The organism is Bradyrhizobium monzae, assembly GCF_021458635.1.
In the GTDB taxonomy this organism is placed as follows: Bacteria; Pseudomonadota; Alphaproteobacteria; order Rhizobiales; family Xanthobacteraceae; genus Bradyrhizobium.
In genome coordinates, this window is record NZ_JAIRDQ010000012.1 from 132,279 (window position 1) to 158,409 (window position 26,131).

Consider the following 26,131-nt stretch of genomic DNA (forward strand, 5'->3'; position numbering starts at 1 on the left):
CGGTTGGCAGCTCCTGCCGCCGCGCAATGAGAGAAACTCAAGAGTCGTGCCAACTCCGCAACACGGGCCTCCAAAAAAAGTCGTTCTGTATTGTGTTCAGGACAGTAGCTGGTCGACGCGATTCGGCCGTCGCCTCAGGTTAAGCGGTCGTCTTTGTTAATCGCTCTTAAGGACGGCAGTCGATCCCGCGCCCCGCCTAGGGGCGGCGCGATGCTGACGCTCATGCGGCTGTTTTGCTGGATGAGAAGCTGAGGCGTCCGTTTTGTCCATTTACATTCGAGCTTTATCGGGCGACCTCGATCCGAACGAATCGAGTCTGCAATCGCGAATCCGGTGCTGTCCTGGTGGGCGGCGCACGTGTCTGTCCTCACGACCAGCAAACGCAGGCTTTGTTAATGCCCGATGTTGTCGGGTTTGTAACAACGGTCTGCGGCTAGGTCGGGATTACAACAATCTTCGGATAGGCCGCTCGCGCGCACTATCTGCTTTCAATCGCACGGATTTGTTTCTCTGTCGCAGTCTTGGCACGATCATTGCCAAACCTGGGCCGAGCGCCGTCAACGCCAACAGGGAACTCCGAGGGGAGCATGAGTACCGTTACCACTCGCAAGGTCGCAGACATCACGGGCTACGCTAAGCAACCTATCGGCAATAAGCTACTTATCGAGCAAGCGCTGAAGGTCTACTCCGAGAAGACGGCGAAGAGCCGCGCTTGGCATGTCCGCTTCTCTCGCATGCGCGTGAACGAGCCAGGCGGTGGACCTAGGTTCATCCGCTGCAGCTACGCTGGGCAGTGCGACCTCTCAAATGTGCTCGCAGCGGTATTCAGAACACTGCATTGTGCGGACGCACTAACGAGGGCTTCGGCGAAGAATGCTCTGCTGACGATTGGTTTCGGATTTCATCGTTCTCTGTCCGCGACATTCGCGCGCAAATTGGTCAGGACATGGTTCGGGATCGATCCATTGAATTGGCGCTCTGTCGCGCCTCTCGTCAACAATATCGATATCCTCAGGGTGGCGGCGCTGTGGCAACCTGTCGATGATCTCGCGCGGTATCTACCTGTCCACGTCACAGCGATTCTGCAGCCATCCAACACGGGCTGGCTCTTCGCGGAGGCGAACGGAACCGTGGCGAGAGCGGTCGCCCTCGGGATGATCTCGTCTGGACGTCTGGCTCAGATCGCGCGGCCATTGTTGTGAGTCGGCCACATAGCAGGAGGCATAGCATGCGAGTGCCGGCCAAACTGCCGTCCAATCGACGCTTCGGCCTGACGTTTTGCGCCGTCTTTCTTGCGTTGGGCGCATGCGCGGCCATCAAGGGACAAGTCGCTGACGCTTACGTGTCGCTCTTTGCGGTTAGTGTCGCATTCGGCGGCATAGCATTGACCGTCCCGCGAATTCTCGCGCCGCCCAACCTGCTCTGGTTCTACTTCGGCGAGTTGCTTGGACGGATAGTCAGCCCGCTGGTTCTGGGCATCATTTATTTCGGGCTTCTAGTACCGATCGCCTTCGTCGCTCGCGTGCTCGGGCGCGATGAGCTTCATTTGAAGCGACGACCGGTCGCAAGTTACTGGATCAGTCGTAGCCCGCCAGGTCCGACAGGTCAGTCCTTCACACACCAGTTCTGAGGCGCATATGTTTCTCTTCATCAAGGAACTCTGGGCGTTCATGCGTGTTCGCAAAAAGATGTGGCTTGCCCCCCCAATTCTTCTCATGGTTGTCATAGCCGCTCTGCTAGTTCTGGCGCAAGGCTCTGTCATGGCGCCGTTCGTTTACACGCTGTTTTGACCAGTGAATATCCTGGGCATCTCAGCCTACTACCATGACTCCGCCGCTTGTCTCGTCTCAGACGGCGAACTGGTAGCTGCCGCGCAGGAAGAGCGCTTTACGCGGAAAAAACACGATCCAGGCTTTCCTGCCTGTGCGGTTCGTTACTGTCTCCGCGCTGCAGGGCTATGTCCAGCCGACGTCGACTATGTCGTCTTCTACGACAAACCCTTTTGCAAATTCGAGCGGATATTTGAAACCTATCTAGCTTTCGCGCCAAAGGGATTTAAGAGTTTCGCAACGTCGATGCCGGTTTGGCTAAAGGACAAGCTGTTTCAAAGAACGTTGATTGCTGAGGCCCTGAACGAGCACCTCGGGAGTGATGTTGATTGGTCGAGGCGACTCCGCTTTTCAGAGCACCATCTCAGTCACGCAGCGTCGGCGTTCTTCCCGTCACCATTTCACGAAGCCGCAGTGTTAACGATGGATGGTGTCGGAGAGTGGACGACAACCTCGCTTGCGATCGGTAAGGGAAAGGACCTATCAGTCTACAAGGAGATTCACTTCCCGCATTCGCTTGGCTTGTTGTACTCGGCGTTCACTTACTACATCGGTTTCAAGGTAAACTCCGGTGAGTACAAGGTAATGGGACTGGCGCCCTACGGCGAGCCAAAGTATGTGCATCTGATAAAGGAGCACCTGATCAACATCAAGGAGGACGGGTCATTCCACCTCGACATGAGCTTCTTTGACTACTGTACCGGACTAACAATGACCAATGGTCGCTTCGAGACGCTATTTGGTGGTCCGGCCAGGCGCCCGGAAAGTGGGTTGACGCAGAGGGAGATGGATCTCGCGGCCTCCATTCAGGCCGTTACCGAGGAGGTCGTCCTAAGGCTTGCAAAAGAAATCCGGACCACAACCGGCCAGAGAAATCTCTGCCTCGCAGGAGGAGTGGCGCTCAATTGTGTTGCGAACGGAAAGCTCATGCGGGAAAAGCTCTTCGACAACATCTGGATTCAGCCGGCTTCTGGTGACGCCGGCGGCGCAGTGGGCGCAGCACTCGCTGCCTACCATCTCATGCTTGAAAAGCCCAGGAGCATCCATGCGGGCGACAGCATGAACGGCGCGTACCTCGGACCGGAGTTCAGTCAGCGCGAAATTGAAGAGCGTCTAGGAAAGGCCGGCGCGGTATTCACGGTCGAATTCGATGAAGCACTGATTGACATTGTCGCACATGCTCTCGTCGACGGTAAGGCGGTTGGGTGGATGCAGGGTCGGATGGAGTTCGGCCCGCGTGCGCTCGGCGGACGTTCCATCATTGCTGATCCCCGCTCACCGACCGTCCAGAAGCAGCTAAATCTCAAGGTGAAGTATCGCGAGTCTTTCCGCCCATTTGCGCCGAGTGTTTTGCGAGAGGACGTGGCGCAATGGTTTCAGCTTCATTCCGACAGCCCCTACATGCTCCTTGTGGCCGACGTGCTGAGCACGAAGCAGTTGCCGATGTCGGAAAAGCAAAGGCAGCTCTTCGGCATCGATAAATTGAACGTCGTGCGCTCGGAAATTCCGGCCGTCACACACGTGGACTACTCCGCGCGCGTGCAGACTGTGCACAGCACGACCAATCCGCGGTTTCACAGGCTGATATCGAAGTTCAAGGAACTAACCGGATGCCCCGTTCTCGTGAACACCTCATTCAACGTGCGAGGAGAACCGATCGTTTGCACGCCAGAGGATGCGTTCCGCTGTTTCATGGGAACGGAAATCGAAATGCTGGCCGTCGGCAATTCGCTCTTACGGAAGGAAGAGCAGAGCAGAACGTTGATGAAGGACTGTCGTTGTTGCTATGAACTTGATTAGAACGCCAGGCGTTCAAGCCGTGTGCCTGGCAGCGGTCGTGATCTCTATTTTCTGTACGACGATGTCGGCGCGCAGTTCGAGGAAAAACCATCCACATGGATGTCAGAATAAAAAACGCAATCTTCGGAATAGTTTCAATAGCGACTAGCCTGATTATGGCTGCGGCTCTCCTGGAATTCTATCTGCGTTTAACGCAGGCAGACGGCACGAATTTCGACATCGAAATGTGGCGTTACGCCAAAGACCTGAAAGTGGCTAGTGACACACCCGGTGCAGGGCACGAACATATCCCTGGAAAGGGTGGGGTTTACATGGGGGTCCCAGTAACAATCAACTCCGCAGGTTGGCGCGATCGCGAACATTCCGTAGAGAAAGCGAATGGCACTGTTCGAATCATGATGCTTGGCGACTCCTTGACGTTCGGGTGGGGCGCAAGACCTGAAGACGTCACATCATACCGATTGGAAAGGCTGCTGAACGCGAAGGAAAAAAAATTCGAGGTCATAAATACGGGGATTGGAAATGCTAACACAGCTATGGAAGCAACGTACTTCATGAAAAAGGCGTACGTATATAGGCCTGACATCGTCGTACTAAACTACTTTATCAATGACGCAGAGCCAACACCGCGAAGGACGGAGAATTTCTTTCTAGAGCACTTCTATTCAGCAGTATTCATCGCGGGTCGTTTCGATGTCCTTATGCGAACATACTTCGGCAAGGCTGATTGGCAGCACTATTACCGCGGTCTCTACCAAGAGAATGAACCGGGCTGGTTGGTTGCACAGAGTGCGTTGAAAGAACTTGCGAGCTATTGCAAGGCTCGAAACATCAAACTTATTGTAGTTAACTACCCGGATCTGCACGAGCTGTCCCCATATCCATTTCAAGATATAACGAGTCTCGTAGCCTCCAAGGTGAAAGCTCTCAGCATACCATTTCTGGACCTTCTTCCGGCTGTGGAAAATCAAGCCCCACAATCCCTCTGGGTCACGAAGACGGACTCCCACCCAAACGGTAAAGCGGCCGGACTCTATTCGGACTCAATTGCGAGAGTCCTGGTGACCCAAATTCCGGAAGACTTTCGAGGGTCTGTAAATTGAAAGAATCCTCTTCCACGGAAAACCCTATGGGAGCAAATGATGCGCTGCTGAGAGCATCCGTTGCGAGGACGAGGGGCATTCGCTTGACGGCCCTATTGAATGAAATATGGGCCATCCTTGGTGTTGCTCTTCTTTTAATGACGATTCTGGAAGTATCGCTGACCTCTTACTACGAGAGAGCTGACAAGAGAGAACGTCAAAGTGCCGCCAAGGCTGCAGCCAATTCTGGGGTATATGCGAATGCCGACTTCGCGGAAGAGTACTTCAAAGAACTCACCGATGCTAAGCATCGGACGTGGGCTCCATATACGCAAACACGCGAAACGGACTACAGGGGGAAGTTTATTAATGTAGACGACGGCACCAGAAGAACTTGGGAATCCGAGGCAATCAACGATGATAGGCGTGCCAGGCTAAAAATATTCTTTTTTGGTGGGTCGACTTTGTGGGGGCTTGGATCTAGGGACGACTTCACCATTCCCTCACTTGTCGCCAAAATGTTAGCCGAAAATGGAATCCGCGCTGAAGTCACAAATTATGCAGTCATTGGGGATGTAACTACCCAAAGCTTGATTCGCTTCGTTATCGAATTGAGAAAGCGGAATGTTCCTGATTTGGTGGTCTTTTACGGCGGATCGGTTGAGGCTTTCTCCGCTTGTTATGAAGGAGAACCGGGCGTTCCGCTTGGCAACTCAACCCTCGAAAAAATATCTCCGAAAAAGGAGGCAAAAGCGCGCATAAGTATAAGGTTAGAAAACTTCGGGCTGATAAGACTGCTCACCGGCGAACCACAGCTCGCAGGGTGCTCGAAAAATTTAGACGTGCTGTCTGACGGAGCTCTGGATGTCTATCTAGGGAATGTTCGGTTTATAGAGGCTATTTCAAGGAGCTTATCCTTTAAAACATTATTCTACCTTGAGCCTCAGTTGTCCGATAAAACACACAGGACAAAATATGAAGAGGATCAGCTTTCAAAATCAGAGAAACGGCTTCCAGGAAAAAACGATCTTTACTCTCTTATGAGAAGCAAGTTGGCCAAGAGAGAAGATGAGAGTTTGGAGCAAAACGTGATTCATGACTTACGTACTATCTTTTCCGATGTTGCCAGCCCAATTTACATGGACGGCGGGCATTATGGCGAGGATGGAAATGATCGGATCTCTCGGAGAATTACAGCCGACATATTGGCACTCTATGCTCCCGTGAAGTGAACAACAGAGCTGGTCCCAATTGTCTGAACAGAGTTTTCGGCGCACCGCTCCGCGCTCATGGCCAAGAACAGCCGCTGGCACCGCGGCATCCACCACCGCCGGCACAACCTGTACTTCTTCCGCCTGCTGCTTCTCGCAACTGACGTCGCCAACCGAACAACTGCTGCGGCGACATGCCGTCGCGCTATCGAACAGACTGAGACGCTGCTCGCTACGAGTTCCCCAACGATTCGTGCCTTGTCGCTCCACTTCCGCCGACGCGCGGCTCCGAGGCGGTCGTAGCTGGCGGCGGAGCAGGCACGGACGAGATCATCGACCGCCGCAATGCGCTCGCCAGCCCCAAACAGGTGTTGGACCTCTGAAAACCAGAACTGGGGCGCGGCCGCGCATTCGAAGTTGTCGGTATTGATCCGGGCCCGGATATGGAGGCGCTCGGGATTGGGAGGTGCTCTTCCCTCTATATACGACGCGAGGCGGGCAGATGATGGACGAAGTGGCGTCCCGCGTCCGCAGATGGCGCGTCTTCACGATGTGTTTCAAGGATGCAAATGAGCAGACCGCCACGGAACTGTTTGAATGCACGTTCGTGCGGCTTACAGGGCAATGATTTCTTTGCCACGGAAGACGAGATGATGACGAACCGGTTGTCTGGCCGCTCGCGTCGAGATGATTTTGACAGAGTTTGAACAGCGCCAAGATCGCTATAGGGATGTCAGGCCTCGCCGATGAGGCTGGTGCGATGAAGGGCGGCAGTCCGTATCGAGCTTGTTAGTTGCTCGGGAAAGTCCTTGGGAAGGGCTTTGAGCACATCGTTAAACGCTGTTTCGAACGTTGCTGCGAGATCCTTGAAGATGGAGCGTACGACGGCAAGCCCGACGCCGGAGATCTCGGCCGTCTGTATGAAGTGCCGAGGCAGGATTTCATTCACGGTGTAGTGTCGGTTCTTGCCGACCGACATCGCAAGCTTAAGTGCCTTGGGTTGAATTTGCTTCGCGTCCAGACTGGGTTGTGCACTTAGCACATCATAAAGTGGTGTCGGACGAAACCGGCCTCCGGGGCCGAGAAAGATACTGAAATTCTTGGCGTGACCGTCAGTTGCTCCAATGAGCCAGAACACGATGCTCGCACGGAGCAACATCGTGAGATCTTGAGTTGGTGCATCGCTTCCTTTCAGCAGCTCCAAAATGTCTTTTAGTCCGGGCCCGCCATCCGACTGATATTTTCTGGTCGGCGGTACCGACAACGCTTGGCAGCAATCCTCCTGGGGCAGGCGGAGTAATCGCTTGTCGCTTGTCCAGCGGCGATCAAAACGCTCGACAACGAGCGTGCGGCGGCCTCCAAAGTCAGATATCTCGACGTTCGCTGCCGGGATACCAAGAGCTGAAATGAGTTTGAGGCAGAAGAATTCGTTCTCCACGCTGTTTGAAAGATCGATGCCGTTCGGCAAGCGCCCCATTTGCGGCTTCAGGATATGGGTGGTGGCGGTGGTCCCCACCGGCTTGTACCATTTGCCGTCCTGGCGCAGCAAAGCGGTCTTTTCCTGCGCACCGGCGATGGAAATTCGAAAATCTTCGTCCTCATCGAGACCGAGCGGAGCCGCCGCCAGATTCTGAATGATATGCGCGACTTCATCGTCACTGATGAGCTTGTCTTCGATCTTGCCCGCCGGTCCCGGATCGATGCCTTCCGGTAGAAATTGGAGTGCCCCGACGCAGTCGTGTCCGAGAGCCGAGAGCATGCTGTAGGCGTCCGTACCGGTCGCGCCAACACGTTCGGCGACGCGCCTGCGTATCGGTTCGCTGTCCGGCAGCAGATTGTCGAACACGTTGATGACCGGAGCACCGATATAGCGGTCCTCGCGAAGGGGCAGGGAGAGCGAGATCGGGAAGGTCGACTGCCATGAGAGCCATTGCGCGTCGTAGCGAAAGTCGATGGCGCCGCTGGACTCGCGCTTGAGTACGCCGACCAGGCGGCCATTTACGAACACGTTTAACGGAGCGTTGGCTTTCGGACGGGGCATTAGAATGCGCTCTCGATATCGGCCGCACTCGCTTTACTTCGCGGGCGAACCACCAATTCCAAGTCAAGGGCAGCCAGCGCTTCAATGAGAGTGTGGAGTTGAACGGCGGGTGCACCCGCCTCAAGCCGGGACACGGTTCCCTGACGCAGATGAATGTTTTTTCCGAGCTCGGATTGCGTCAGTCCGGCCTGCTTGCGAGCCCTTCGTAGAATGGCTCCCAGTTGTTTTTCGGTGCGGGCGATGTGCTGCGGCATGTGAACCTCGAGCCCCAATATACGCGATCGCGTATATATAGTCAATATACGCAAATACGTATATCCTAAAACTAGACGCGAGCGCGTATAAAGTTAAGCTATACGCATTTGCGTATTTTGGCCGCTCCTCTAAATAGCCGCTAATATTCCGGAATGACCGAGCACTTTCCCAACCAATTCCGGGCGAAACCGTCCAGCAAGCTTTCGCCGTCTCATTTCATGAGAAGCCTTCGGCCTGAGTCTGACTACTACGTAGACGCTGAAGACCGTGCCGCCTACAGCATCCCGTCGGCATCGAAGGAAATGCGCGGCGAGAAATTCCAGGTGGTCGGCGCATTGATCTGATAGCGCTCGATTCTGCCATCGCCGGCCGCCATCCAATGCCTGGCTGCCGTGCGCGGCCTCGACCAAGCCGACATAGGCATCATCAGGCGTTTCGCGCGAGTTGTGGCAGAACGGCTGTTCGATGAAAGCGTCATTGACCGGAGAATGAGCAGGGAGATGACGACTTCCGGCCGGTTGTCTGGCATCTCCCTGTTTGCGGCATGCTCCGGGAGAAGTGAGTTCGGGAACGATCTCTGCAGATATTTCCGAATCGCTCGGTATGCTTCCCGTAAACCTCGTTGCCAGCTGCAAATCGAATTGTTCCGTTTCTCACTGTCGCGATCTCTTCGCGCGCTGTGAATTGGGCGATTCAAATCCGTAACATCTCGGAATTTCCCCAGTTTCCGCGCGCCGCTGCGGCTGGCCTGCTTCTTGCTGTCCTTGTTGCAGCGATAAGTCAAAGCCGAAGACGGGAGGGGGCATGGGCGCGGCAATGGAAACATTTTACAGCGTGATCAGGCGGCAGGGCATCACGCGTCGGAGTTTTCACAAATTCTGCAGCCTGACGGCGACAAGCCTCGGGCTTGAGCCGTTGGCGGCGGGTCGCATCGCCAATGCGCTCGAAACCAAACCGCGTGTGCCGGTGATCTGGATGCATGGTCTTGAATGCACCTGCTGCTCAGAGAGCTTCATCCGCTCCGCGCATCCGTTGGCGAAGGATGCCGTGCTGTCGATGATCTCGCTCGATTATGACGATACCATCATGGCGGCCGCAGGCCATCAGGCGGAAGCAATCCTCGAAGAGACCCGCGCCAAACACAAGGGCCAGTACATTCTTGCCGTGGAAGGCAATCCGCCGCTGAACGAGGGCGGCATGTTCTGCATCGACGGCGGCAAGCCGTTCGTCGAGAAACTCAAGCTGATGGCCAACGATGCTATGGCGATCATTGCCTGGGGCTCATGCGCGTCCTGGGGGTGCGTGCAGGCGGCCAAACCCAATCCGACGCAGGCCACGCCCATCGATCAGGTCATCTCCAACAAGCCGATCATCAAGGTACCGGGATGCCCCCCGATCGCCGAAGTGATGACCGGCGTCGTCACCTTCATCACGACCTTCGGCAGGCTGCCCGAGCTCGACCGCCAGGGCCGGCCGAAAATGTTCTACTCACAGCGCATTCACGACAAGTGCTATCGGCGATCGCATTTCGATGCCGGGCAGTTCGTCGAGGAGTGGGACGACGAGGCGGCGCGCAAGGGCTATTGCCTCTACAAGATGGGCTGCAAGGGCCCGACCACCTACAACGCCTGCTCGACCGTGCGCTGGAACGGCGGCGTGTCCTTTCCGATTCAGTCGGGCCACGGCTGCATCGGTTGCTCGGAGGACGGCTTCTGGGACAAGGGCTCGTTCTACGATCGCCTGACCAACATCAAACAGTTTGGCATCGAGAAGAACGCTGACCAGATCGGCATGGCTGCGGCCGGCGCCGTCGGTGCCGCTGTGGCGGTGCATGCGGCCGTCACCGCTGTGAAGCGGCTCGCCTCCAAGCGCGAAGACGCAAATCAAGTTCATTAGTCGTCAGGGAAAGTAACGATGGGCATCCAGACACCCAACGGATTCAAACTCCACAATTCCGGCAAGCGCATTGTCATCGATCCGGTCACTCGCATCGAAGGTCGCATGCGCGTCGAGGTCAACCTCGACGCAAATAACGTCATCCGGAACGCCGTATCCACAGGCACGATGTGGCGCGGCATCGAAGTCATCCTGAAGGATCGCGATCCGCGCGATGCCTGGGCGTTCACCGAACGGATCTGCGGCGTGTGCACCGGCACCCACGCCCTGACGTCGGTGCGCGCGGTCGAGAATGCGCTCGGAATCACCATTCCGGAGAATGCCAACTCGATCCGCAACCTGATGCAGCTCGCGCTGCAGGTGCACGATCATGTCGTTCACTTCTATCACCTGCACGCACTGGATTGGGTCGACGTGGTCTCGGCGCTCTCGGCCGACCCGCGGGCCACTTCCACGCTCGCGCAGTCGATCTCGAACTGGCCGTTGTCATCGCCTGGCTACTTCAAGGACCTCCAGACACGCCTCAAGAAGTTCGTCGAGTCGGGGCAGTTGGGTCCTTTCAAGAACGGCTACTGGGGCAGCAAGGCCTACAAATTGCCGCCCGAAGCCAATCTGATGGCTGTGGCGCATTATCTGGAAGCGCTCGATTTCCAGAAGGAAATCGTAAAGATCCACACCATATTCGGCGGCAAGAATCCTCATCCGAACTGGCTCGTCGGCGGCGTACCCTGTCCGATCAATGTCGACGGTACCGGGGCGGTCGGAGCCATCAACATGGAGCGGCTGAACCTGATCTCGTCGATCATCGATCATCTAACTGAATTCAACGAGCAGGTTTACTTGCCTGACGTGGCGGCGATCGGGTCGTTCTACAAGGATTGGCTCTATGGCGGTGGTCTTTCGGGCAAGAGTGTGCTCGCATATGGCGACGTGCCGGAACACGCCAACGACTACTCCTCCAGGAACCTGAAGCTGCCGCGAGGGTCCATCATCAACGGCAATCTCTCGGAGGTGTTTCCAGTCGACCACGCCAACCCCGACGAGATCCAGGAATTCGTCGTTCACTCCTGGTACAAATATCCCGACGAGACCAAGGGCCTGCACCCCTGGGATGGCGTCACCGAGCCGAACTACGTGCTCGGGCCCAAGGCGAAGGGCACCAAGACGGCGATCGAGCAGCTCGATGAGAGCGGCAAATATTCCTGGATCAAGGCGCCGCGTTGGCGAGGCCACGCCATGGAGGTCGGGCCGCTCGCACGCTGGGTCGTCGGTTACGCGCAGAACAAGGCCGAGTTCAAGGATCCGGTCGACAAATTCCTGAAGGACCTCGACCTGCCGCTGTCGGCGCTGTTCTCGACGCTCGGCCGCACCGCGGCGCGCGCGCTGGAATCGGTTTGGGCCGGCCGCCAGATGCGCTATTTCCAGGATAAGCTCGTCGCCAATATCAAGGCGGGCGATAGCTCGACCGCCAACGTCGACAAGTGGAAGCCGGAGAGCTGGCCAAAGGAGGCCAAGGGCTTTGGCTTTACCGAGGCGCCGCGCGGCGCGCTCGCGCACTGGATCAAGATCAAGCAAACCAAGATCGACAACTACCAGTGCGTAGTGCCGACCACCTGGAACGGCTCGCCGCGCGATCCCAAGGGAAATATCGGCGCATTCGAGGCCTCCTTGATGGATACTCCGATGGTGAATCCCGAGCAGCCGCTGGAGATCCTTCGCACCATTCATTCCTTCGATCCGTGCCTGGCGTGCGCGACGCACGTCATGAGTCCGGATGGCCAGGAATTGGCGACCGTCAAGGTCAGATAAACCAGGGGTGAAGCACCATGATGGATGCGGCTGAACGTCGCGCGAAGACCAAGCCGGATCTCGCCGCCATCGCAGCGGACGCGGTCGGTGGACATGCGATCGGGCGTCCCACCGCCTATGTCTACGAAGCACCGGTGCGAATCTGCCACTGGGTCAATGCATTCTCTATCGTCGCGCTGATGATGACCGGCTACCTGATCGGAATGCCGTTGCCATCGGTGGAGGGCGAGGCGTCGGCGAACTTCGTAATGGGCTATATCCGCTTCGCCCACTTCGCGGCTGGTCAGGTGCTGGCAGTGTTCTTCCTCACCCGCGTCTTCTGGGCTTTCGTCGGCAACCATCATTCCCGGCAGATCTTCTTTCTGCCGGCTCATCGCAAGCAGTTCTGGCGCGAAATGCTGGATGAAATCCGCTGGTACGCGTTCCTGGAACAAACGCCGAAAATGTATGTCGGCCACAATCCCTTGGCGCGGACCGGGATGTTCACGGGCTTCACGCTGTTCGTGGCCTACATGATCATCACCGGCTTTGCGCTCTATTCGGAAGGCAGCGGAATCGATAGCTGGCAGCACAAGCTGTTCGGCTGGGTGTTCGCGATCTGGCCGAACAGCCAGGATGTGCACACTTGGCATCATCTCGGCATGTGGCCGCTCGTGACGTTCGTCATAGCACACGTCTATGCCGCGATCCGCGAAGACATCATGTCGCGTCAGGGCATCATCTCCTCGATGGTCTCCGGCGAACGGCAATTTCGCGACTGAAGTCGGAAACGAGGGCCTATGCCGACATCGTCAACAGACCGCATTCTGGTGCTCGGCATCGGCAATATCCTGTGGGCCGATGACGGGTTCGGCGTACGGGCGGTGGAGGAATTCCACCGCCGCTACGTCGTATCGGACAATGTCACCATTCTCGACGGCGGGACGCAGGGCCTCTACCTCGTCAGCTATCTGGAAGAGGCCGATCGTCTGATCGTGTTCGACGCGATCGACTATGGGCTCGAGCCTGGAGAGTTGAAGCTGGTGCGCGACGAGGAAGTTCCACGTTTCACGGGCGCGAAGAAGATGAGCTTGCATCAGACAGGATTTCAGGAAGTCATCAGCGCGGCGGATCTGCTCGGGCGCTGCCCGAAGCATCTCGCGTTGATCGGCTGCCAACCGCGCGATCTCGATGACTGGGGCGGCCCTTTGACCAAGCCGGTGAGCGATCAGATCGGGCCGGCGATCGAGCTGGTCTGCGCAATCCTGGCTGAGTGGGGCGCGACGGCGAGTCCGCGCAGCAAGCCGCTGCTGGAGTCCGAACGGCTGCTCACCAACGATATCGACCATCAGCACTACGAGATGAGGATGCGGCCGGTCTGACCGGCGTGCGCGACCGGAGACGCGGGATGTGCCTTGGCCTGCCGATGACGATTGTTGAGACTGACGGCGTTTCGGCGCTATGCGAGTTTCGCGGCGAGCGGCGGCGTGTCTCGATACTTTTGCTCCCCGACCTGCCGGTCGGCAGCAAGGTGCTCGTCCATATCGACACCGCGATCCGTCTGCTCGATGAGGCAGAGGCGCGACTGATCGCTGAGGCGATCGAGGGGCTGACCGCGGTGCTCGGTGGCGAGGATTGCAACCGTTTCTTCGCCGACCTCATCGAGCGAGAACCGCAACTGCCCGAGCATCTCCGGTTTGACCCAGCGGCCGACCTTCCAAATCCGATCCTCGATGTCACCCGCATCGCGGGCGGCTCGGGTTGGTCCGCCGCGGATGAAAGACAAGTTTCATTCGAAACCATCCCGTTTCGCGGACGCGAAAATGAAGGATCTATCTCAATCAGATCGGCCAGGAAAGGCGATAACTGATCGTGACATGTGCTTTGCTAACCTCTCACGTCAGAGAAAAAGGCTTGCCAGGGGGCTGATGGAATTCCAGCAGGGAAAGCATAATCTGACGCGGCGCGGCCTGCCCGAGGTCGATGCCGCGAGTGTCGATCGGTTTCTTGGCGCGGCCAATGAGGCCGGTGCGGTGGCCGTGCTGTTGTCGGCGGGCGATCCCGCGCGTTTTATGGAGGCGATCGACGTCGCGGTCGTGTTGCCGGAACTGATTGACGCTTTTCAGGGGCGGCTGCGGGGTGCCGTGATCGCGCGTTGCGCCGAGAGCGAGCTCGGCCAGCGCTTTGGCGTCCGGGTGCAGCCGACGCTGATCTTTATCGCCAAGGGCGAAACGCTCGGATTGATCGCCAAGATCCAGGACTGGTCGGTCTATGTCGACCGCATCGCCAAGCTGATCGACCGTCCGTGCGGCGCGAGCGTGTTGTCGTGACAGTCATCATTCCCCAGCGTCGCTCACAGGGTGTCGAATTATGAAAGCGGGTTTCTGGACCGCGCCTGGAGGTGCCGAGCAGCCGATCAACGTGTTTTCGATCGGCGAGGCAAGCCTGAATGCATCGAGCGTCCGCCTGACGGCCGCGGGTGCGTTGGCGAGGCTTGCCACGCTGGACAGCGCGGAGCTGGCCAAGCGCTGTCCGAATGCAATCGATCTGCTGTCGAAAGTGGTAGCGGCCATCGCAAGCCAAAAGACCGACGTGCCGACACGATTGTTCCGGCTCGCCAATCTCAACGATCTCGAGCGCAAGCTGATTGCGGACGTGCTCGGCCAAGGTGAGGTTGCCGGCTTCGTCGCGCTGCCGGACGGATCGCTGGCGCAGATCCAGGAATCGGCGCTGGCCGGAATCTGGCACGTGCGGCTCGAGATCGACGCCAATCATGAGTACCTCGAAGTCGGCGCAATCCCGGAAATCGTCAAGCGCGCCGCTGCTGATCTTACCACTGCGGATTTCGAGATCGGGCAGGCGCCGGAAGGCGCGATGAACGCGCTGCCGGTGCTCGCGGAAATCCGCGAGCGCGCGCTGGCCTGGCGGCCGAGCATTCGCTCGCAAATCATCAATTTCACGCTGCTGCCGATGAGCCCCGTCGACATGAGCTTCCTCCATGACACCATCAGGAATGGGCCGATCCAGCTCGTTTCACGCGGCTACGGCACTTGCCGGGTGCTCTCGACGGGTATCCGCAACGTCTGGTCGGTGCAGTTCTTCAACGCCATGGATGCCATCATCCTTGACACGCTGGAGGTTGGCGGTGTGCCGACCGTGGCAATCGCGGCTGACGAGGACTTCGAAGACTCCGCTGAGCGCCTCCAGGAAATCATCGAGGCCTATTTCAAATGAGCGTATTCGAGAATTTTGGCGTTCGCCAGGATGTCACCGAAGGCACGCGACTGGAATGCGGCATCTGCTGGACGGTGTACGATCCCGCCGATGGCGACGATGTCGCGCAGATCGCATCCGGCACGCCCTTCGCGGTCCTTCCTGACGATTGGCGCTGCCCGAACTGTGACGCGCCAAAGTCCAAATTCATGGCCATCGCGTCATGAAACCTCATGCGCAAGCGCCTGCCACTGACGCCGACGCGGCAGCTTGGGGGCAGCGGCTGGCTCACGTCTACCGGGACATCGGCGAGCGCGCGATGCGCGAGCTGCCGATCTACAACGACGCCCTCGACGTCGAGGCAGTTAGCTTCCGCGTGTTCAACGGCACGATCATCGGTATCATGGTCACGCCCTGGTTCATGAACGTGGTGATGCCGGCCGGCGAATTGGCGCCGGCGGCCTCAGCTTCGACATTGCGCTCTCGCTTTCCGGCCGGCGATATTGAGTTCATCCTCAGCGACGTCAACCATGTGGGCCGCATCGCGAGCTGTTCGCTGTTCTCGCCCATGTTCGGGTTTGCCGACGTGGCCTCTGCGCGGGCAACGGCGGAAGCGGCCATCAACGAACTCATGTTGCCGGCCGACGGCAAGGAGGCGACCCGACGCCGCGAAACCGCTACAAGCGCGATCGATCGGCGTAGCTTCATGCGGGCTGTTCTGACGGAGCAGCACGAATGAACCCCGGCTTCCGCAACGAGATCGACATCACGGTGTGGCTCGCCAAGGATACGATCGCCGACGTCGCAATCCTGCCCCGGAGCCGGCTGCCGTTGACGCGTCTGTTTGCGGGCAAGCCCGTCTCGTCGCAGCTCTCCGTGCTGCCGCGGCTGTTCTCGCCGTGCTCGGTTGCACATCAGGTGGCGTTTCTGGGAGCGGTGGAAGCCGCGCGCGGCGAGGATTGTCCTCCGGAGACCATGCATCGCCGCGTCACCGCTGTCGTCGCCGAGCGGCTGGCGGAACTGTTCCGTGGTCTGTTCGTCGGCCAGCTCACCCTGGACGGCGCGAGCGCCGCCGCGGTCCGCGCCATGATGCAGGCGACCGCCGTCCTTGGTGGCCTCCTCGGCGAAGGCGGGCAGGTGTCGGCGCGTTGCGAGGCGGTATCGCGCATCAAGGCGGTGCTCGCTGCACTCGGAATCGCGGGCGAAGGAGAGGCGCTGACGCCAGGCAGCGCGCTGGCAGCGCATTTTTCGAGCTTCGATGGGCATGCGCTGCTGCAGCCGGTCGTCGAACACTCGTTTCTTTCCGTCGCCGATGATCTCGATGTCATCATGCGGCTGCTTGCGGATGGCGCGAGCTTCTCCGATGCCCCCGATCTCCACGGTCGAATTCCCGAGACCGGTGTGTGGGCACGCCGGGTCCGGCGCCAGCCGGTCCTGCCGCCGAGCGCCGGACCTGCCGAGCGGCTGAAGGCGCGGATTGCGGAAGTGACGCGCCTCTGCTCCTGGCTCGAGACGGGCGACGAGGCGCTCGAGGACGGCGTCGTCGATAGCTACCGGCTTGGCGCCGGCAGAGGTGCGGCGGCCGTCGAATGCGCCCGCGGCCGGCTCTATCAAATCGTCGAGTGCAATAACGAAAACCGCATCGTCCGCTTCGAATCGCTGGCTCCGACCGAATGGAACTTCCATGCACGTGGACCGCTGGTCCGCAGCCTGCAGGGCTCGGCCCTTGCCGCCGGTCGACAGGGGCAGAATGCCGTCCGTACGCTCATCGGCTCCTTCGATCCCTGCGTCGGATTTAACCTCAGCTTCCGTGAGGTTGGCCATGCATGAGATGGCGGTTTGCCAAGGCATCATCGAGATCGTCGAGGAGGAGGCGCGCAGGCGCGCGTTCCCAAAAGTGAAGGCAGTGTGCCTCGAGATCGGCGCGTTGAGCCATGTTGCGCCGGAGGCGATGAAATTTTGCTTCGAAGCGGTCGCCGCACGCACCATTGCACAAGGTGCGACCCTGGACATCGTCGAGACGCCTGGGACCGCCTGGTGCATGGCCTGCTCGACAAGCGTCGAAATCAAGCAGCGCTATGAGCCATGCCCTGGCTGTGGCAGCTATCAATTGCAAGTGACCGGTGGAGAAGAGATGCGGGTCAGGGCATTGGAGGTCGACTGATGTGTACAGTATGCGGCTGCGGTGACGGCAAAGCTTCCATTGAGCGTGGGCACGATCACCCCCATGGGCATGATCACGCGCATCTTCATAGTCATCATCACGATCATGGTCACGATGGACACGGTCATCACGACCAAGATCATCGCCCTCATCATCACCACGATCGAAACCGCGGAGATCCCGGCCTGCTCGACTGCGGCGCCGACCCGGCCGAGCAGACGATCGCCGGCATGAGCAGCGACCGCATCATCCAGGTCGAGCGTGACATCCTCGGCAAGAACGACCGCCTTGCGGCCGACAACCGCGCGCGGTTCCGCGCGGATGACGTGCTCGCCTTCAACCTGGTCTCGAGCCCCGGCGCCGGAAAGACCACGCTGTTGGCCCGCGCCGTGTCCGAACTGAAAGACAATTGCCCGATCGGCGTGATCGAGGGCGATCAGCAGACCTCGAACGACGCCGAGCGGATCCGGGCGACAGGCGTACCGGCGGTCCAGGTCAACACTGGCAAGGGCTGCCACCTCGATGCGGCCATGATCGGCGAGGCCTATGACCGGTTGCCCCGGCTCAACGGCGGCATCCTTTTCATCGAGAATGTCGGCAATCTCGTCTGTCCGGCAGCGTTTGATCTCGGCGAGGCCTGCAAGATCGTGGTGCTCTCGACCACCGAAGGCGAGGACAAGCCGCTCAAATATCCCAACATGTTCGCAGTGTCCTCGTTGATGCTGATCAACAAGATCGATCTCGCGCCTGTGCTCGACTTCGATCTCGCCAGGACGATCGAATATGCGCGGCGGGTCAACCCAAAGATCGAGGTGCTGACGTTATCGGCGCGGACCGGAGAGGGATTTGCGGCATTCTATGCCTGGATCCGGAAGCGCGCCGAGAAGGCGAGGGCGGCATCCCTGAGTGCCGTATCGGCATGATGATGAGCGGCGGAGCCGCAGCGCGCGATGGTCGGAGGCTCCGCCTGCACGTGCGCGGCGCCGTGCAGGGCGTTGGCTTTCGGCCCTATGTCTATGGCCTTGCCATACGCTATCGCCTCGGCGGCTTCGTGGCCAATGACCCGCACGGTGTTGTGATCGAGGTTGAAGGTGCGCGCGCTGCCGATTTCGTCGCTGCGCTGCGACTGGAGAAACCGCCGCTGGCACGGATCGACGGGATCTCCGTGCAGCGGATCGGCGCCATTGAAAGCGACGAGTTCATTATTCGCGCCAGCGAGCAGGGCAGGGTGTCGACCCGGATCGTCGCCGACGCCGCCACTTGTACCCAGTGCCTGAGCGAGCTGTTCAATCCGAGCAGCCGCTTCCATCTTTACCCCTTCGTCAACTGCACCAATTGCGGTCCGCGCTATACCATTGCCGAGCGGCTGCCATATGACCGCCGCTCCACCGCGATGAAGCATTTCGCGATGTGCGCAGCTTGCGCCGCAGAATATGCCGATCCCGCAAGCCGCCGCTTTCATGCCGAGGCGATCGCCTGTCCATTGTGTGGTCCGCGCTTGAGCCACGGCATCGAGCAGATCGCCGCTGAGATCGCAGGCGGAAAAATCGTGGCGCTCAAGGGACTCGGTGGATATCAGCTCTTGTGCGATGCCCGAGACGACGAGGCGGTGCGGCGTCTGCGGCGGAGGAAGCAGCGGGAGCGGAAGCCGTTTGCGGTCATGGTTGCCGCAGTCGACGCTGTCGCGAAGATCGCTAACGCGGATGCAACAGAGCTGGCATTGTTGGAGTCGACGCCGCGCCCGATCGTATTGCTGACATCGCGTCGGCAACTCGCGCCGGCAATCGCGCCGGACCTGTCGCGGATCGGCGTCATGCTGCCGGTCGCGCCGCTGCATCATCTGGTGTTCCATGTGCTGAACTCGGCGCACCCGTGTGCGGACGGCTCCCCCTGGGTGATCGTGGCGACGAGCGCCAATCCGGGCGGCGAGCCGCTAGTCATCGAGAATGACGAGGCGGAGCGGCGGCTCGCCGGCATTGCCGACCTGATCGTCACCCATGATCGCGATATCGTCACGCGCGCTGACGATTCCGTGCTGTCGGTCGTTGCCGGACGCGCGCAATTCATCCGGAGGGCCCGCGGCTATGTTCCCGAGCCGATTCGGTTGGCGTGTGCCGTGCCGCCGGTGCTCGCAGTGGGCGGCGCGCTGAAGGCATCTGTCACGATCATGCGCGGTGATGAAGCCTTCGTCTCCCAGCACATCGGCGATCTCGATACCGTGGAGGGCATTCGCTTCTTCGAGGAGACGATCGAGCACCTGATCTCGACGCTGGATGTCGAGCCGGCCGTCGTGGCGCATGATCTTCACCCCAACATGGCCTCCACCCGCTTTGCCGAGGCGAGCGGCCGCCGGCTGATCGCGGTTCAGCACCATCATGCACATGCGGCGTCCGTGATGGCGGAGCACGGTATCGACGAGCCCGTGCTGGCACTGGTGCTTGACGGCTTTGGTCATGGTAGCGACGGCGGGAGTTGGGGCGGCGAGCTCTTGCGATGTGAGGGCGCGCGCTTCCGGCGGATCGGACATCTGGTGCCGCTCAGGATGCCAGGCGGCGATCGCGCCGCGCGCGAGCCTTGGCGGATGGCTGCCGGCGTGCTTCAGGCGCTCGGGCGCGGCGCGGAGATTCCACGTCGCTTTGCGGCGCAGCCGTTGGCGGCGGGTGTTTTGGCCCTGCTCGACCAGCCCGACGTGCCAACGACGACCAGCGCCGGTCGGATGTTCGATGCAGCCGCCGGATTGCTGGGGCTCTCCACGCGGCAGAGCTATGAAGGCGAAGCCGCGATGAAGCTGGAGGCGCGTGTTCGCCGGACACGCGTCGCTGAGGATGCCTGGACAATCGAACAAGGCGTGTTGTCGCTGTATCCGCTGTTTGAACGTCTTGTGGCTGATGCCCCCGGTCCGACCGTAGGCACGGAGCTGCTTCATGGCACGTTTGCCGCGGCCTGTGTCGACTGGATCGCGTGTGCGGCACGAGAGACCGGCCTCACTACCGTCGTTTTGAGCGGCGGCTGCTTCCTCAACGCGATCCTGAGCGAGGAGGTGCAGCGCGGCTGCGTCGCTGTCGGGCTCAATCCGCAGCTCGCGCGCCAGGTGCCGCCGAATGACGGCGGCTTGAGCTTCGGCCAAGCCTGGGTTGCCGCTCTCCAAATGCTCGAACAACAAAGGCTGGAAGGAAACGCCTGATGTGTCTCGCCATACCTGCAGAGGTTACAAAGCTCCTTCCCGACGAGATGGCCGTCGTCTCGATCGACGGCGTCACCAAGGAGATTTCGGTGGCGCTGATCGAAGATCTTGCCGTCGGCGACTACGTGATCATCCATGTCGGCTATGCCTTGACCAAGATCGATCCGGATGAGGTGAGGCGGACGCTGGAGCTCTTGCGTGAGCTCAGCACCGAAGGGCAGGGAGCAATGCAGTGAAATACGCCGACGAATTTCGGGACAAGGCAATCGCGCTGGGATTGGCCAGGGCGATCCGGTCTGAGGCCAATCCGCAGAGGTCCTACCGCTTCATGGAGTTCTGCGGCGGACATACGCACGCGATTTCGCGCTATGGCCTGGAGGACATACTGCCCAAGAACGTGCGGATGATCCACGGCCCCGGCTGTCCCGTCTGCGTGCTGCCGGCGGGACGTATCGACATGGCGATCCGGCTGGCCGATCGGCCGGAGGTGATCCTTTGCGTCTATGGCGATTTGATGCGGGTGCCGGGCTCGCAAGGTGCCTCGCTGTTGAAGGCGAAGGCACGTGGCGCCGACGTCCGCATGGTCTATTCCACGGTCGATGCGATCCGGATCGCGGAAGAGAATCCGGAGCAGGAAGTCGTGTTCTTCGCGATCGGCTTCGAGACCACGACGCCGCCGACCGCAATCTTGATCCGGCGCGCTGAGAAGAAGCAGCTCGAAAACTTCAGCGTGGTCTGCAACCACGTGCGGACGCCGCCGGCGATGCAGAACATTTTGGAGAGTCCCGACACCCGCAGCATCCGCCGCGTCGAGATCGACGGTTTCGTGGGGCCCGCGCATGTCAGCATCATCATTGGCACCGAGCCCTACGAGGTCTTTGCAGAGGAATTTGGCAAGCCGGTGGTGATCTCGGGCTTCGAGCCGCTTGACATGATGCAGGCGATTCTGATGCTGGTGCGTCAGGTCAACGAGAACCGGAACGAGGTGGAGAATCAATACAGCCGTGCCGTAACGCGCGATGGGAATCCGCGCGCCAAGGAGGAGGTCTCGAATATTTTCGAGCTGCGCGATCAGTTCGAATGGCGAGGCCTCGGGCTCGTGCCCTATAGCGGATTGAAGCTGAAGCAAACCTACGCCAGATTTGATGCGGAGGTACGTTTCGCCTTGAACGAGCTGCGCGTCCCCGACAATCCGGCCTGCGAATGCGGCGCGATCCTGCGCGGTGTCAAGAAACCGGTCGACTGCAAGCTGTTCGGAACGGTGTGCACGCCGGAGACCCCGGTGGGATCCTGCATGGTCTCCTCGGAAGGCGCATGTGCCGCGCATTGGACCTATGGTCGCTTCCGCGATCGTCAGCAGAAGCGGGCGTCATGAGAGCCCATCAGCGCAAGCTCGACATCAAGCACGGCTGCGTCGACCTGTCCCACGGTTCCGGCGGCCGTGCGATGTCGCAGTTGATCTCGGGCCTGTTCCACGAGGCGTTCGGCAACGAATGGCTGGCGCGCGGCAACGATCAGTCCGCCTTCGACGTCGGCGCCGGGCGCATGGTGATGACGACTGATGGCTATGTGGTTTCACCGCTGTTCTTTCCCGGAGGCAATATCGGCTCGCTCGCGGTGCACGGCACCGTCAACGACATCGCCATGGCCGGTGCCCGACCGCTTTATCTGTCTGCGAGTTTCATTATTGAGGAAGGCTTTCGGTTTTCAGACCTCAAGATGATCGCGGACTCCATGGGCGAGGCGGCGCAATCCGCCGGCGTTCATATCATCACCGGCGACACCAAGGTGGTCGAGCGCGGCAAGGCCGATGGCCTGTTCATTTCGACCGCGGGCGTTGGCCTGGTGCCTGAGGGACTGGATCTCTCCGCCGAGAATGCGAGGGTCGGAGATCGGGTGCTGATCTCGGGCACGCTTGGCGATCACGGCGTCGCAATCATGTCAAAGCGCCAGAACCTCGCCTTTGAAACGGAGATCGTCTCGGATTCGGCCGCCCTGCATGATCTGGTCGCCAGGATGGTGGCGGCGGGCGGCCGCGGCATCCGTCTGATGCGAGATCCCACGCGCGGCGGCCTCGCGGCGACATTGAACGAAATTGCCCAGCAGTCCGAACTAGGCTTCAGTCTCCAGGAAGAGGCGATTCCGGTCAAGCCGGGGGTGGCGGCTGCCTGCGAGTTGCTCGGGCTCGATCCGCTCTACGTCGCCAATGAGGGGAAGCTGGTCGCGATCGTGTCGCCTGATGTCGCCGGAGCCGTGCTGGCCGCCATGAGAGCGCACCCGCTCAGTCGCGATGCCGCCGATATCGGCGAAGCGGTGCCGGACGATCATCACTTCGTGCAGATGGCGACGAGCTTTGGCGGTGGCCGAATCGTCGACTGGTTGTCGGGCGAGCAACTGCCCCGGATCTGTTGAGGCCCAAGATGCGCATTTAGCCCCATGCCAACGCCGCGTCCTATACCTACACCGCGAAGCACGAGAGTTCAGTCCGGTGGATTCGCTTGAAACCTTCGATATCGCGAGCCAGCACTGTGAGGAGCATTCAATCGAAGTCCTCAACGAATTCATTAAAGTATCTTTTCGCTGGCTGTGCACTCCGGATTGACCGACAAGACCCAATGGCTCAATTCAAAGCGCCCAGACCGAAATCCCTCTACCGGCAGGTCAACCCCGTAAACGACGCAGAACGGCAAGACTTTGCATCTTCGGTTCATTGTTGACCCAAGCCGCGTAGTAGAATACTTGAGAAGTGCAGCCACAATTTTGATGTCGTGACTCAGGAGGTCGAGTCCCAAAGACGTCGCTTGCGGAAGAGATCGGCTTCGGCCGACGCCGAAGGAGCAACCGCCCCGGAAACTCTCAGGCAACAAGGACCGCGTGTGACGAAACAACATCTGGAAAGAGGTGCCTTGGCACCCGCCGACGGGATAATACTCTCAGGCAAATAGACAGATGGGGCGCATTTGAAATCAATCACTTGATTGAGGTGTGCGCCCATGTCCCAGACTGTCGAACAAGTCACCACGCCCGGTTTATCGTCCAGGCGCCTAGCCGGTCCGATCAGTGTCCTCGATCTATTCACGATCGGAATCGGCCCATCCAGCTCGCATACCGTTGGACCGATGCGCGCGGCCCATCGATTCATCGAATGCTTGGGCGAAGATCTATGGCGCTGTCGCTTGGTTGTCGTCGAGCTCTACGGGTCGCTGGCGCTGACTGGCAAGGGTCACCGCACCGATATTGCCCTTCTGCTGGGACTATCGGGCTGGCTGCCAGAATCCGTTGATCCTGAAGCCATATCCATTATTGCCGGGCTGATCCGATCGCGTTCCGAGATCTTGCTTGGCGGTCGTCATGCGGTTGGCTTCGATGAGCGTCAGCACCTCACCTTCCGCACCGGCGAGTTCCTGCCGGGGCACTCAAATGGTATGAAATTCGCAGCGCATTCGGATACGGGCGTCCTGCTTCGTCAAACCTATTACTCCGTTGGCGGCGGCGCGATCGTGTGTGAAGGCGACCAGCCGAGGAACCCCGCTGTTCGAAACGTTGGATGTGAGCCGTACCCGTTCACGTCAGCGCATGAGCTTCTTGCGATAGGTGAGAGGACCAGCTTGTCGATTGCCGATATCGTTGCTGCCAACGAACTATCGCATAGGGAGGAGACTGAAACCAATGCATTCCTGGATAGCGTTCGCGATGCCATGATGCGCTGCATCGATCGCGGGTGTGTCAACGGGGGTGTTCTGCCTGGTGGCCTGAAGGTACCGCGCCGTGCGCCAGGCCTGCTCAGCAAGCTCAAGACGACGTCAAAGGGGGCGGCACATCCATTTCACGTGATGGAATGGGTCAGCCTCTTTGCTCTCGCGGTCAATGAAGAGAACGCGGCCGGGGACGGGTCGTGACTGCGCCGACGAATGGAGCTGCCGGCGTCATACCCGCGGTCCTGAAATTCTCCGAGATGTTCTTCCCGGATCCGAGCCCGGCAAAAGCCCGCATCTTTCTCCTGACGGCGTCCGCGATCGGTATGCTCTACAAACGGAACGCTTCGATATCCGCCGCCGAAATGGGTTGTCAGGGCGAGGTCGGCGTTGCTTGCTCCATGGCGGCAGCAGGTCTTGTGGCCGTCCTGGGTGGCACCAACCGGCAGATCGAGAACGCCGCCGAAATCGGCATGGAGCACAATCTCGGTCTCACATGTGACCCGATCGGTGGCCTCGTGCAGATCCCGTGTATTGAGCGCAACACAATGGGTGCGATCAAGGCGATCAATGCCGCGATGCTCGCGTTGCATGGTGATGGCCGACATCACGTGTCCCTCGATGCCGTCATTGAAACGATGCGCCAGACGGGGGAGGACATGCGCACCAAGTACAAGGAAACGAGTCTGGGTGGCCTGGCCGTCAACGTGGTCGATTGCTAGATACCCTGAAGCAAGCGTTCTTCAAGGAACGCTCATTTCGGACAATGCTCCGACCCGCGACGCGTTCGGCGTAACAGCGCCGCTGGTCGAGACCCGCTGCATCTTCACCCCGCAACCGGGAAGCCAATCTGTCGGGAATTCCGTCGTCGATGGGCAACGTCGAGAATGAGGGTTCGCAGCCACTGCAGCCCGGGATCTCGTTCATGCGAGATGCGCCACTGAAGAACGTCGGTCATGAGGGGGAGGGATATGGGAGCTTCCACTTTCCTTATCGGCAGCGTGGCCGTTGCCCGATCAGCCAGGTCCGCGGGGATGAGCGCCAGGAACTGGGTCCCGATAAGCGCTTGCGGAAGCAGGGTGAAGCTTGGTGCCGTTATCCCGGCCTGTGGAGCGCGGCCAAATTGCTTGAAGAACCAAGCCTCTATGAACGTCGCTCGCTCGCTATAGGCCTGCGCATGACGCATCTCGAGAAACTGTTCGAGCGTCAAGCTATCTCCGACGCTTTCGTTCTCCTTCCATACGATACATTCGTAGCTAATCGAAGGGAGGGCGGCGAACGGACAATCTTCCAGCATGAATCGATCCGGAACGATCAGGAAATCGATTTCGGTGCGAAAAAAGCGGGTGCTTGGGCCTTGGTAGAATATGTTGACCGAGGGGGCGACAGCGCGCAATGCGGCAAGGATATCGACGATAAGAGTTGCCCAGACATAGTCAGAGCACGCGATCGTAAAATGTCGCTCGGAGGTTGCTGGGTCGAACGAGGTCCGCATTGCCAAGAGTTTTTCCGTTTCGGTCAGGATGGCGCGGAGCGGTGCCACCAATTCCTCTGCGAGAGGGGTGAGAGCCATTCGGCGGCCGTTCCGAACCAGCAACTCGTCTTCGAAGTGCTGGCGCAGCCTGGATAGAATCCCGCTGGTCGCCGACTGGCTGAGCAGCAGTCGCTCGGCCGCCCGCGATATGTTTTGATGGGTCAGGATCGCGTCCAAGGCGACGAGCAGATTCATGTCGAGGTGCCGGAACCGCATGGGTGGTCTCTTCGAAGTTTCCATGGTCTGTCGGGAGCCCTTTCGCTCCCTTCCCTGGCACGAGTGTACCCGAGGCGCATTTGGCGACTGGGGGCGTTTGTGCTTGGCCCGGGCGGGTAAGCCGCTTGACATTAAGTCTTATGTGATCACAATACGAGATCAAATTTATCGGGGGTTGTTTCGGTCACGGGCACTTGCCCGCAGAGACCAGAAGAGGAGGGAC

At 59.5% G+C, this 26,131-nt stretch carries 24 protein-coding genes, 3 pseudogenes and 1 riboswitch; of the genes and pseudogenes, 23 read left to right on the top strand and 4 right to left on the bottom strand.

The genetic code is table 11. The features are described from left to right. The first annotated feature begins 587 nt into the window (after window positions 1-587). The 6 genes from K3F49_RS32585 (at window position 588) to K3F49_RS32610 (ending at window position 5,943) form a co-directional block, all read left to right on the top strand. Complete coding sequence (locus tag K3F49_RS32585) at window positions 588-1,202, top strand: hypothetical protein (protein WP_234684983.1); 615 nt, start codon at window positions 588-590, stop codon at window positions 1,200-1,202. A 26-nt stretch (window positions 1,203-1,228) separates the two neighbouring features. Continuing rightward, on the top strand, window positions 1,229-1,630 hold the full coding sequence (locus tag K3F49_RS32590; protein WP_234684984.1) for an SxtJ family membrane protein: 402 nt from the start codon (window positions 1,229-1,231) through the stop codon (window positions 1,628-1,630). A 7-nt stretch (window positions 1,631-1,637) separates the two neighbouring features. Then, window positions 1,638-1,790: a DUF5989 family protein gene (locus tag K3F49_RS32595; protein ID WP_234684985.1), complete on the top strand. Its 153-nt coding sequence runs from the start codon at window positions 1,638-1,640 to the stop codon at window positions 1,788-1,790. A 3-nt stretch (window positions 1,791-1,793) separates the two neighbouring features. After that, window positions 1,794-3,629 (top strand): carbamoyltransferase family protein, encoded by a 1,836-nt coding sequence (locus K3F49_RS32600; RefSeq protein ID WP_234684986.1) that lies wholly within the window; start codon window positions 1,794-1,796, stop codon window positions 3,627-3,629. Between the two features lie 95 nt (window positions 3,630-3,724). Beyond that, complete coding sequence (locus K3F49_RS32605; protein ID WP_234684987.1) at window positions 3,725-4,732, top strand: SGNH/GDSL hydrolase family protein; 1,008 nt, start codon at window positions 3,725-3,727, stop codon at window positions 4,730-4,732. A gap of 26 nt (window positions 4,733-4,758) precedes the next feature. After that, the gene (locus K3F49_RS32610; RefSeq protein WP_234684988.1) at window positions 4,759-5,943 is read left to right on the top strand and encodes an SGNH/GDSL hydrolase family protein; all 1,185 of its coding nucleotides are present in this window, start codon (window positions 4,759-4,761) and stop codon (window positions 5,941-5,943) included. A 712-nt stretch (window positions 5,944-6,655) separates the two neighbouring features. On the opposite strand, the gene K3F49_RS32615 is transcribed toward K3F49_RS32610, so the two are convergent. From K3F49_RS32615 to K3F49_RS32625, 3 genes are all read right to left on the bottom strand, one after another. After that, window positions 6,656-7,963 (bottom strand): type II toxin-antitoxin system HipA family toxin, encoded by a 1,308-nt coding sequence (locus K3F49_RS32615; protein WP_234684989.1) that lies wholly within the window; start codon window positions 7,961-7,963, stop codon window positions 6,656-6,658. After that, entirely contained in the window at window positions 7,963-8,217 is a 255-nt protein-coding gene (locus K3F49_RS32620) for a helix-turn-helix domain-containing protein (protein WP_234684990.1), read from the bottom strand. Before K3F49_RS32620 ends, K3F49_RS32615 begins: the two co-directional genes overlap by 1 nt. Window positions 8,218-8,492: 275 nt before the next feature. Next, the gene (locus tag K3F49_RS32625; protein WP_452101138.1) at window positions 8,493-8,747 is read right to left on the bottom strand and encodes a nickel-dependent hydrogenase large subunit; all 255 of its coding nucleotides are present in this window, start codon (window positions 8,745-8,747) and stop codon (window positions 8,493-8,495) included. Between the two features lie 275 nt (window positions 8,748-9,022). Between K3F49_RS32625 and K3F49_RS32630 the strand changes: the two genes are divergently transcribed. The 17 genes and pseudogenes from K3F49_RS32630 to K3F49_RS32710 all read left to right on the top strand — a co-directional run bounded on the left by K3F49_RS32630 (window position 9,023) and on the right by K3F49_RS32710 (window position 24,880). Next, the gene (locus K3F49_RS32630) at window positions 9,023-10,114 is read left to right on the top strand and encodes a hydrogenase small subunit (protein ID WP_276575435.1); all 1,092 of its coding nucleotides are present in this window, start codon (window positions 9,023-9,025) and stop codon (window positions 10,112-10,114) included. Window positions 10,115-10,132: 18 nt separating this feature from the next. Next, window positions 10,133-11,923, top strand: coding sequence for a nickel-dependent hydrogenase large subunit (locus tag K3F49_RS32635; protein WP_234684991.1), 1,791 nt, complete (start codon window positions 10,133-10,135; stop codon window positions 11,921-11,923). A 17-nt stretch (window positions 11,924-11,940) separates the two neighbouring features. Beyond that, complete coding sequence (gene cybH, locus K3F49_RS32640; RefSeq protein WP_234684992.1) at window positions 11,941-12,684, top strand: Ni/Fe-hydrogenase, b-type cytochrome subunit; 744 nt, start codon at window positions 11,941-11,943, stop codon at window positions 12,682-12,684. An 18-nt stretch (window positions 12,685-12,702) separates the two neighbouring features. Then, on the top strand, window positions 12,703-13,284 hold the full coding sequence (locus K3F49_RS32645; RefSeq protein ID WP_234684993.1) for a HyaD/HybD family hydrogenase maturation endopeptidase: 582 nt from the start codon (window positions 12,703-12,705) through the stop codon (window positions 13,282-13,284). Between the two features lie 26 nt (window positions 13,285-13,310). Then, a pseudogene (locus K3F49_RS32650) lies at window positions 13,311-13,598 on the top strand (HypC/HybG/HupF family hydrogenase formation chaperone); the annotation flags it as partial. Between the two features lie 232 nt (window positions 13,599-13,830). Further along, window positions 13,831-14,276, top strand: a pseudogene (locus K3F49_RS32655) (hydrogenase accessory protein). Continuing rightward, the gene (locus K3F49_RS32660) at window positions 14,273-15,136 is read left to right on the top strand and encodes a hydrogenase expression/formation protein (RefSeq protein WP_234684994.1); all 864 of its coding nucleotides are present in this window, start codon (window positions 14,273-14,275) and stop codon (window positions 15,134-15,136) included. Before K3F49_RS32655 ends, K3F49_RS32660 begins: the two are co-directional and overlap by 4 nt. Continuing rightward, window positions 15,133-15,342: a rubredoxin gene (locus tag K3F49_RS32665; protein WP_027544465.1), complete on the top strand. Its 210-nt coding sequence runs from the start codon at window positions 15,133-15,135 to the stop codon at window positions 15,340-15,342. The genes K3F49_RS32660 and K3F49_RS32665 overlap by 4 nt, the downstream gene beginning before the upstream one ends. Next, window positions 15,339-15,854, top strand: coding sequence for a [NiFe]-hydrogenase assembly chaperone HybE (gene hybE, locus K3F49_RS32670; protein ID WP_234684995.1), 516 nt, complete (start codon window positions 15,339-15,341; stop codon window positions 15,852-15,854). The genes K3F49_RS32665 and hybE overlap by 4 nt, the downstream gene beginning before the upstream one ends. Beyond that, window positions 15,851-16,945 (top strand): nickel-dependent hydrogenase large subunit, encoded by a 1,095-nt coding sequence (locus K3F49_RS32675; RefSeq protein ID WP_234684996.1) that lies wholly within the window; start codon window positions 15,851-15,853, stop codon window positions 16,943-16,945. The genes hybE and K3F49_RS32675 overlap by 4 nt, the downstream gene beginning before the upstream one ends. Beyond that, on the top strand, window positions 16,938-17,279 hold the full coding sequence (gene hypA, locus K3F49_RS32680) for a hydrogenase maturation nickel metallochaperone HypA (protein WP_234684997.1): 342 nt from the start codon (window positions 16,938-16,940) through the stop codon (window positions 17,277-17,279). The genes K3F49_RS32675 and hypA overlap by 8 nt, the downstream gene beginning before the upstream one ends. Further along, window positions 17,279-18,202 carry a hydrogenase nickel incorporation protein HypB gene (gene hypB / locus K3F49_RS32685; RefSeq protein ID WP_234684998.1) on the top strand — a complete coding sequence of 308 codons (924 nt, stop codon included), beginning with the start codon at window positions 17,279-17,281 and terminating at the stop codon, window positions 18,200-18,202. Before hypA ends, hypB begins: the two co-directional genes overlap by 1 nt. Before the next feature lie 2 nt (window positions 18,203-18,204). After that, on the top strand, window positions 18,205-20,463 hold the full coding sequence (hypF, locus tag K3F49_RS32690; protein ID WP_452101140.1) for a carbamoyltransferase HypF: 2,259 nt from the start codon (window positions 18,205-18,207) through the stop codon (window positions 20,461-20,463). After that, a complete protein-coding gene (locus K3F49_RS32695; RefSeq protein WP_234685000.1) occupies window positions 20,463-20,699 on the top strand; it encodes a HypC/HybG/HupF family hydrogenase formation chaperone in 237 nt (78 codons plus the stop codon). The genes hypF and K3F49_RS32695 overlap by 1 nt, the downstream gene beginning before the upstream one ends. Next, window positions 20,696-21,838, top strand: coding sequence for a hydrogenase formation protein HypD (gene hypD, locus K3F49_RS32700; RefSeq protein WP_234685001.1), 1,143 nt, complete (start codon window positions 20,696-20,698; stop codon window positions 21,836-21,838). Before K3F49_RS32695 ends, hypD begins: the two co-directional genes overlap by 4 nt. After that, window positions 21,835-22,875, top strand: a complete 1,041-nt coding sequence (gene hypE / locus K3F49_RS32705; protein ID WP_234685002.1) for a hydrogenase expression/formation protein HypE — start codon at window positions 21,835-21,837, stop codon at window positions 22,873-22,875. Before hypD ends, hypE begins: the two co-directional genes overlap by 4 nt. A gap of 382 nt (window positions 22,876-23,257) precedes the next feature. After that, window positions 23,258-23,346, top strand: a riboswitch (glycine riboswitch). Window positions 23,347-23,456: 110 nt separating this feature from the next. After that, window positions 23,457-24,880 (top strand): annotated as a pseudogene (locus K3F49_RS32710) (L-serine ammonia-lyase). Between the two features lie 104 nt (window positions 24,881-24,984). Here K3F49_RS32710 and K3F49_RS32715 read toward each other — a convergent pair. Further along, window positions 24,985-25,908, bottom strand: coding sequence for a LysR family transcriptional regulator (locus K3F49_RS32715; RefSeq protein WP_234685003.1), 924 nt, complete (start codon window positions 25,906-25,908; stop codon window positions 24,985-24,987). Window positions 25,909-26,131 lie beyond the last annotated feature (223 nt).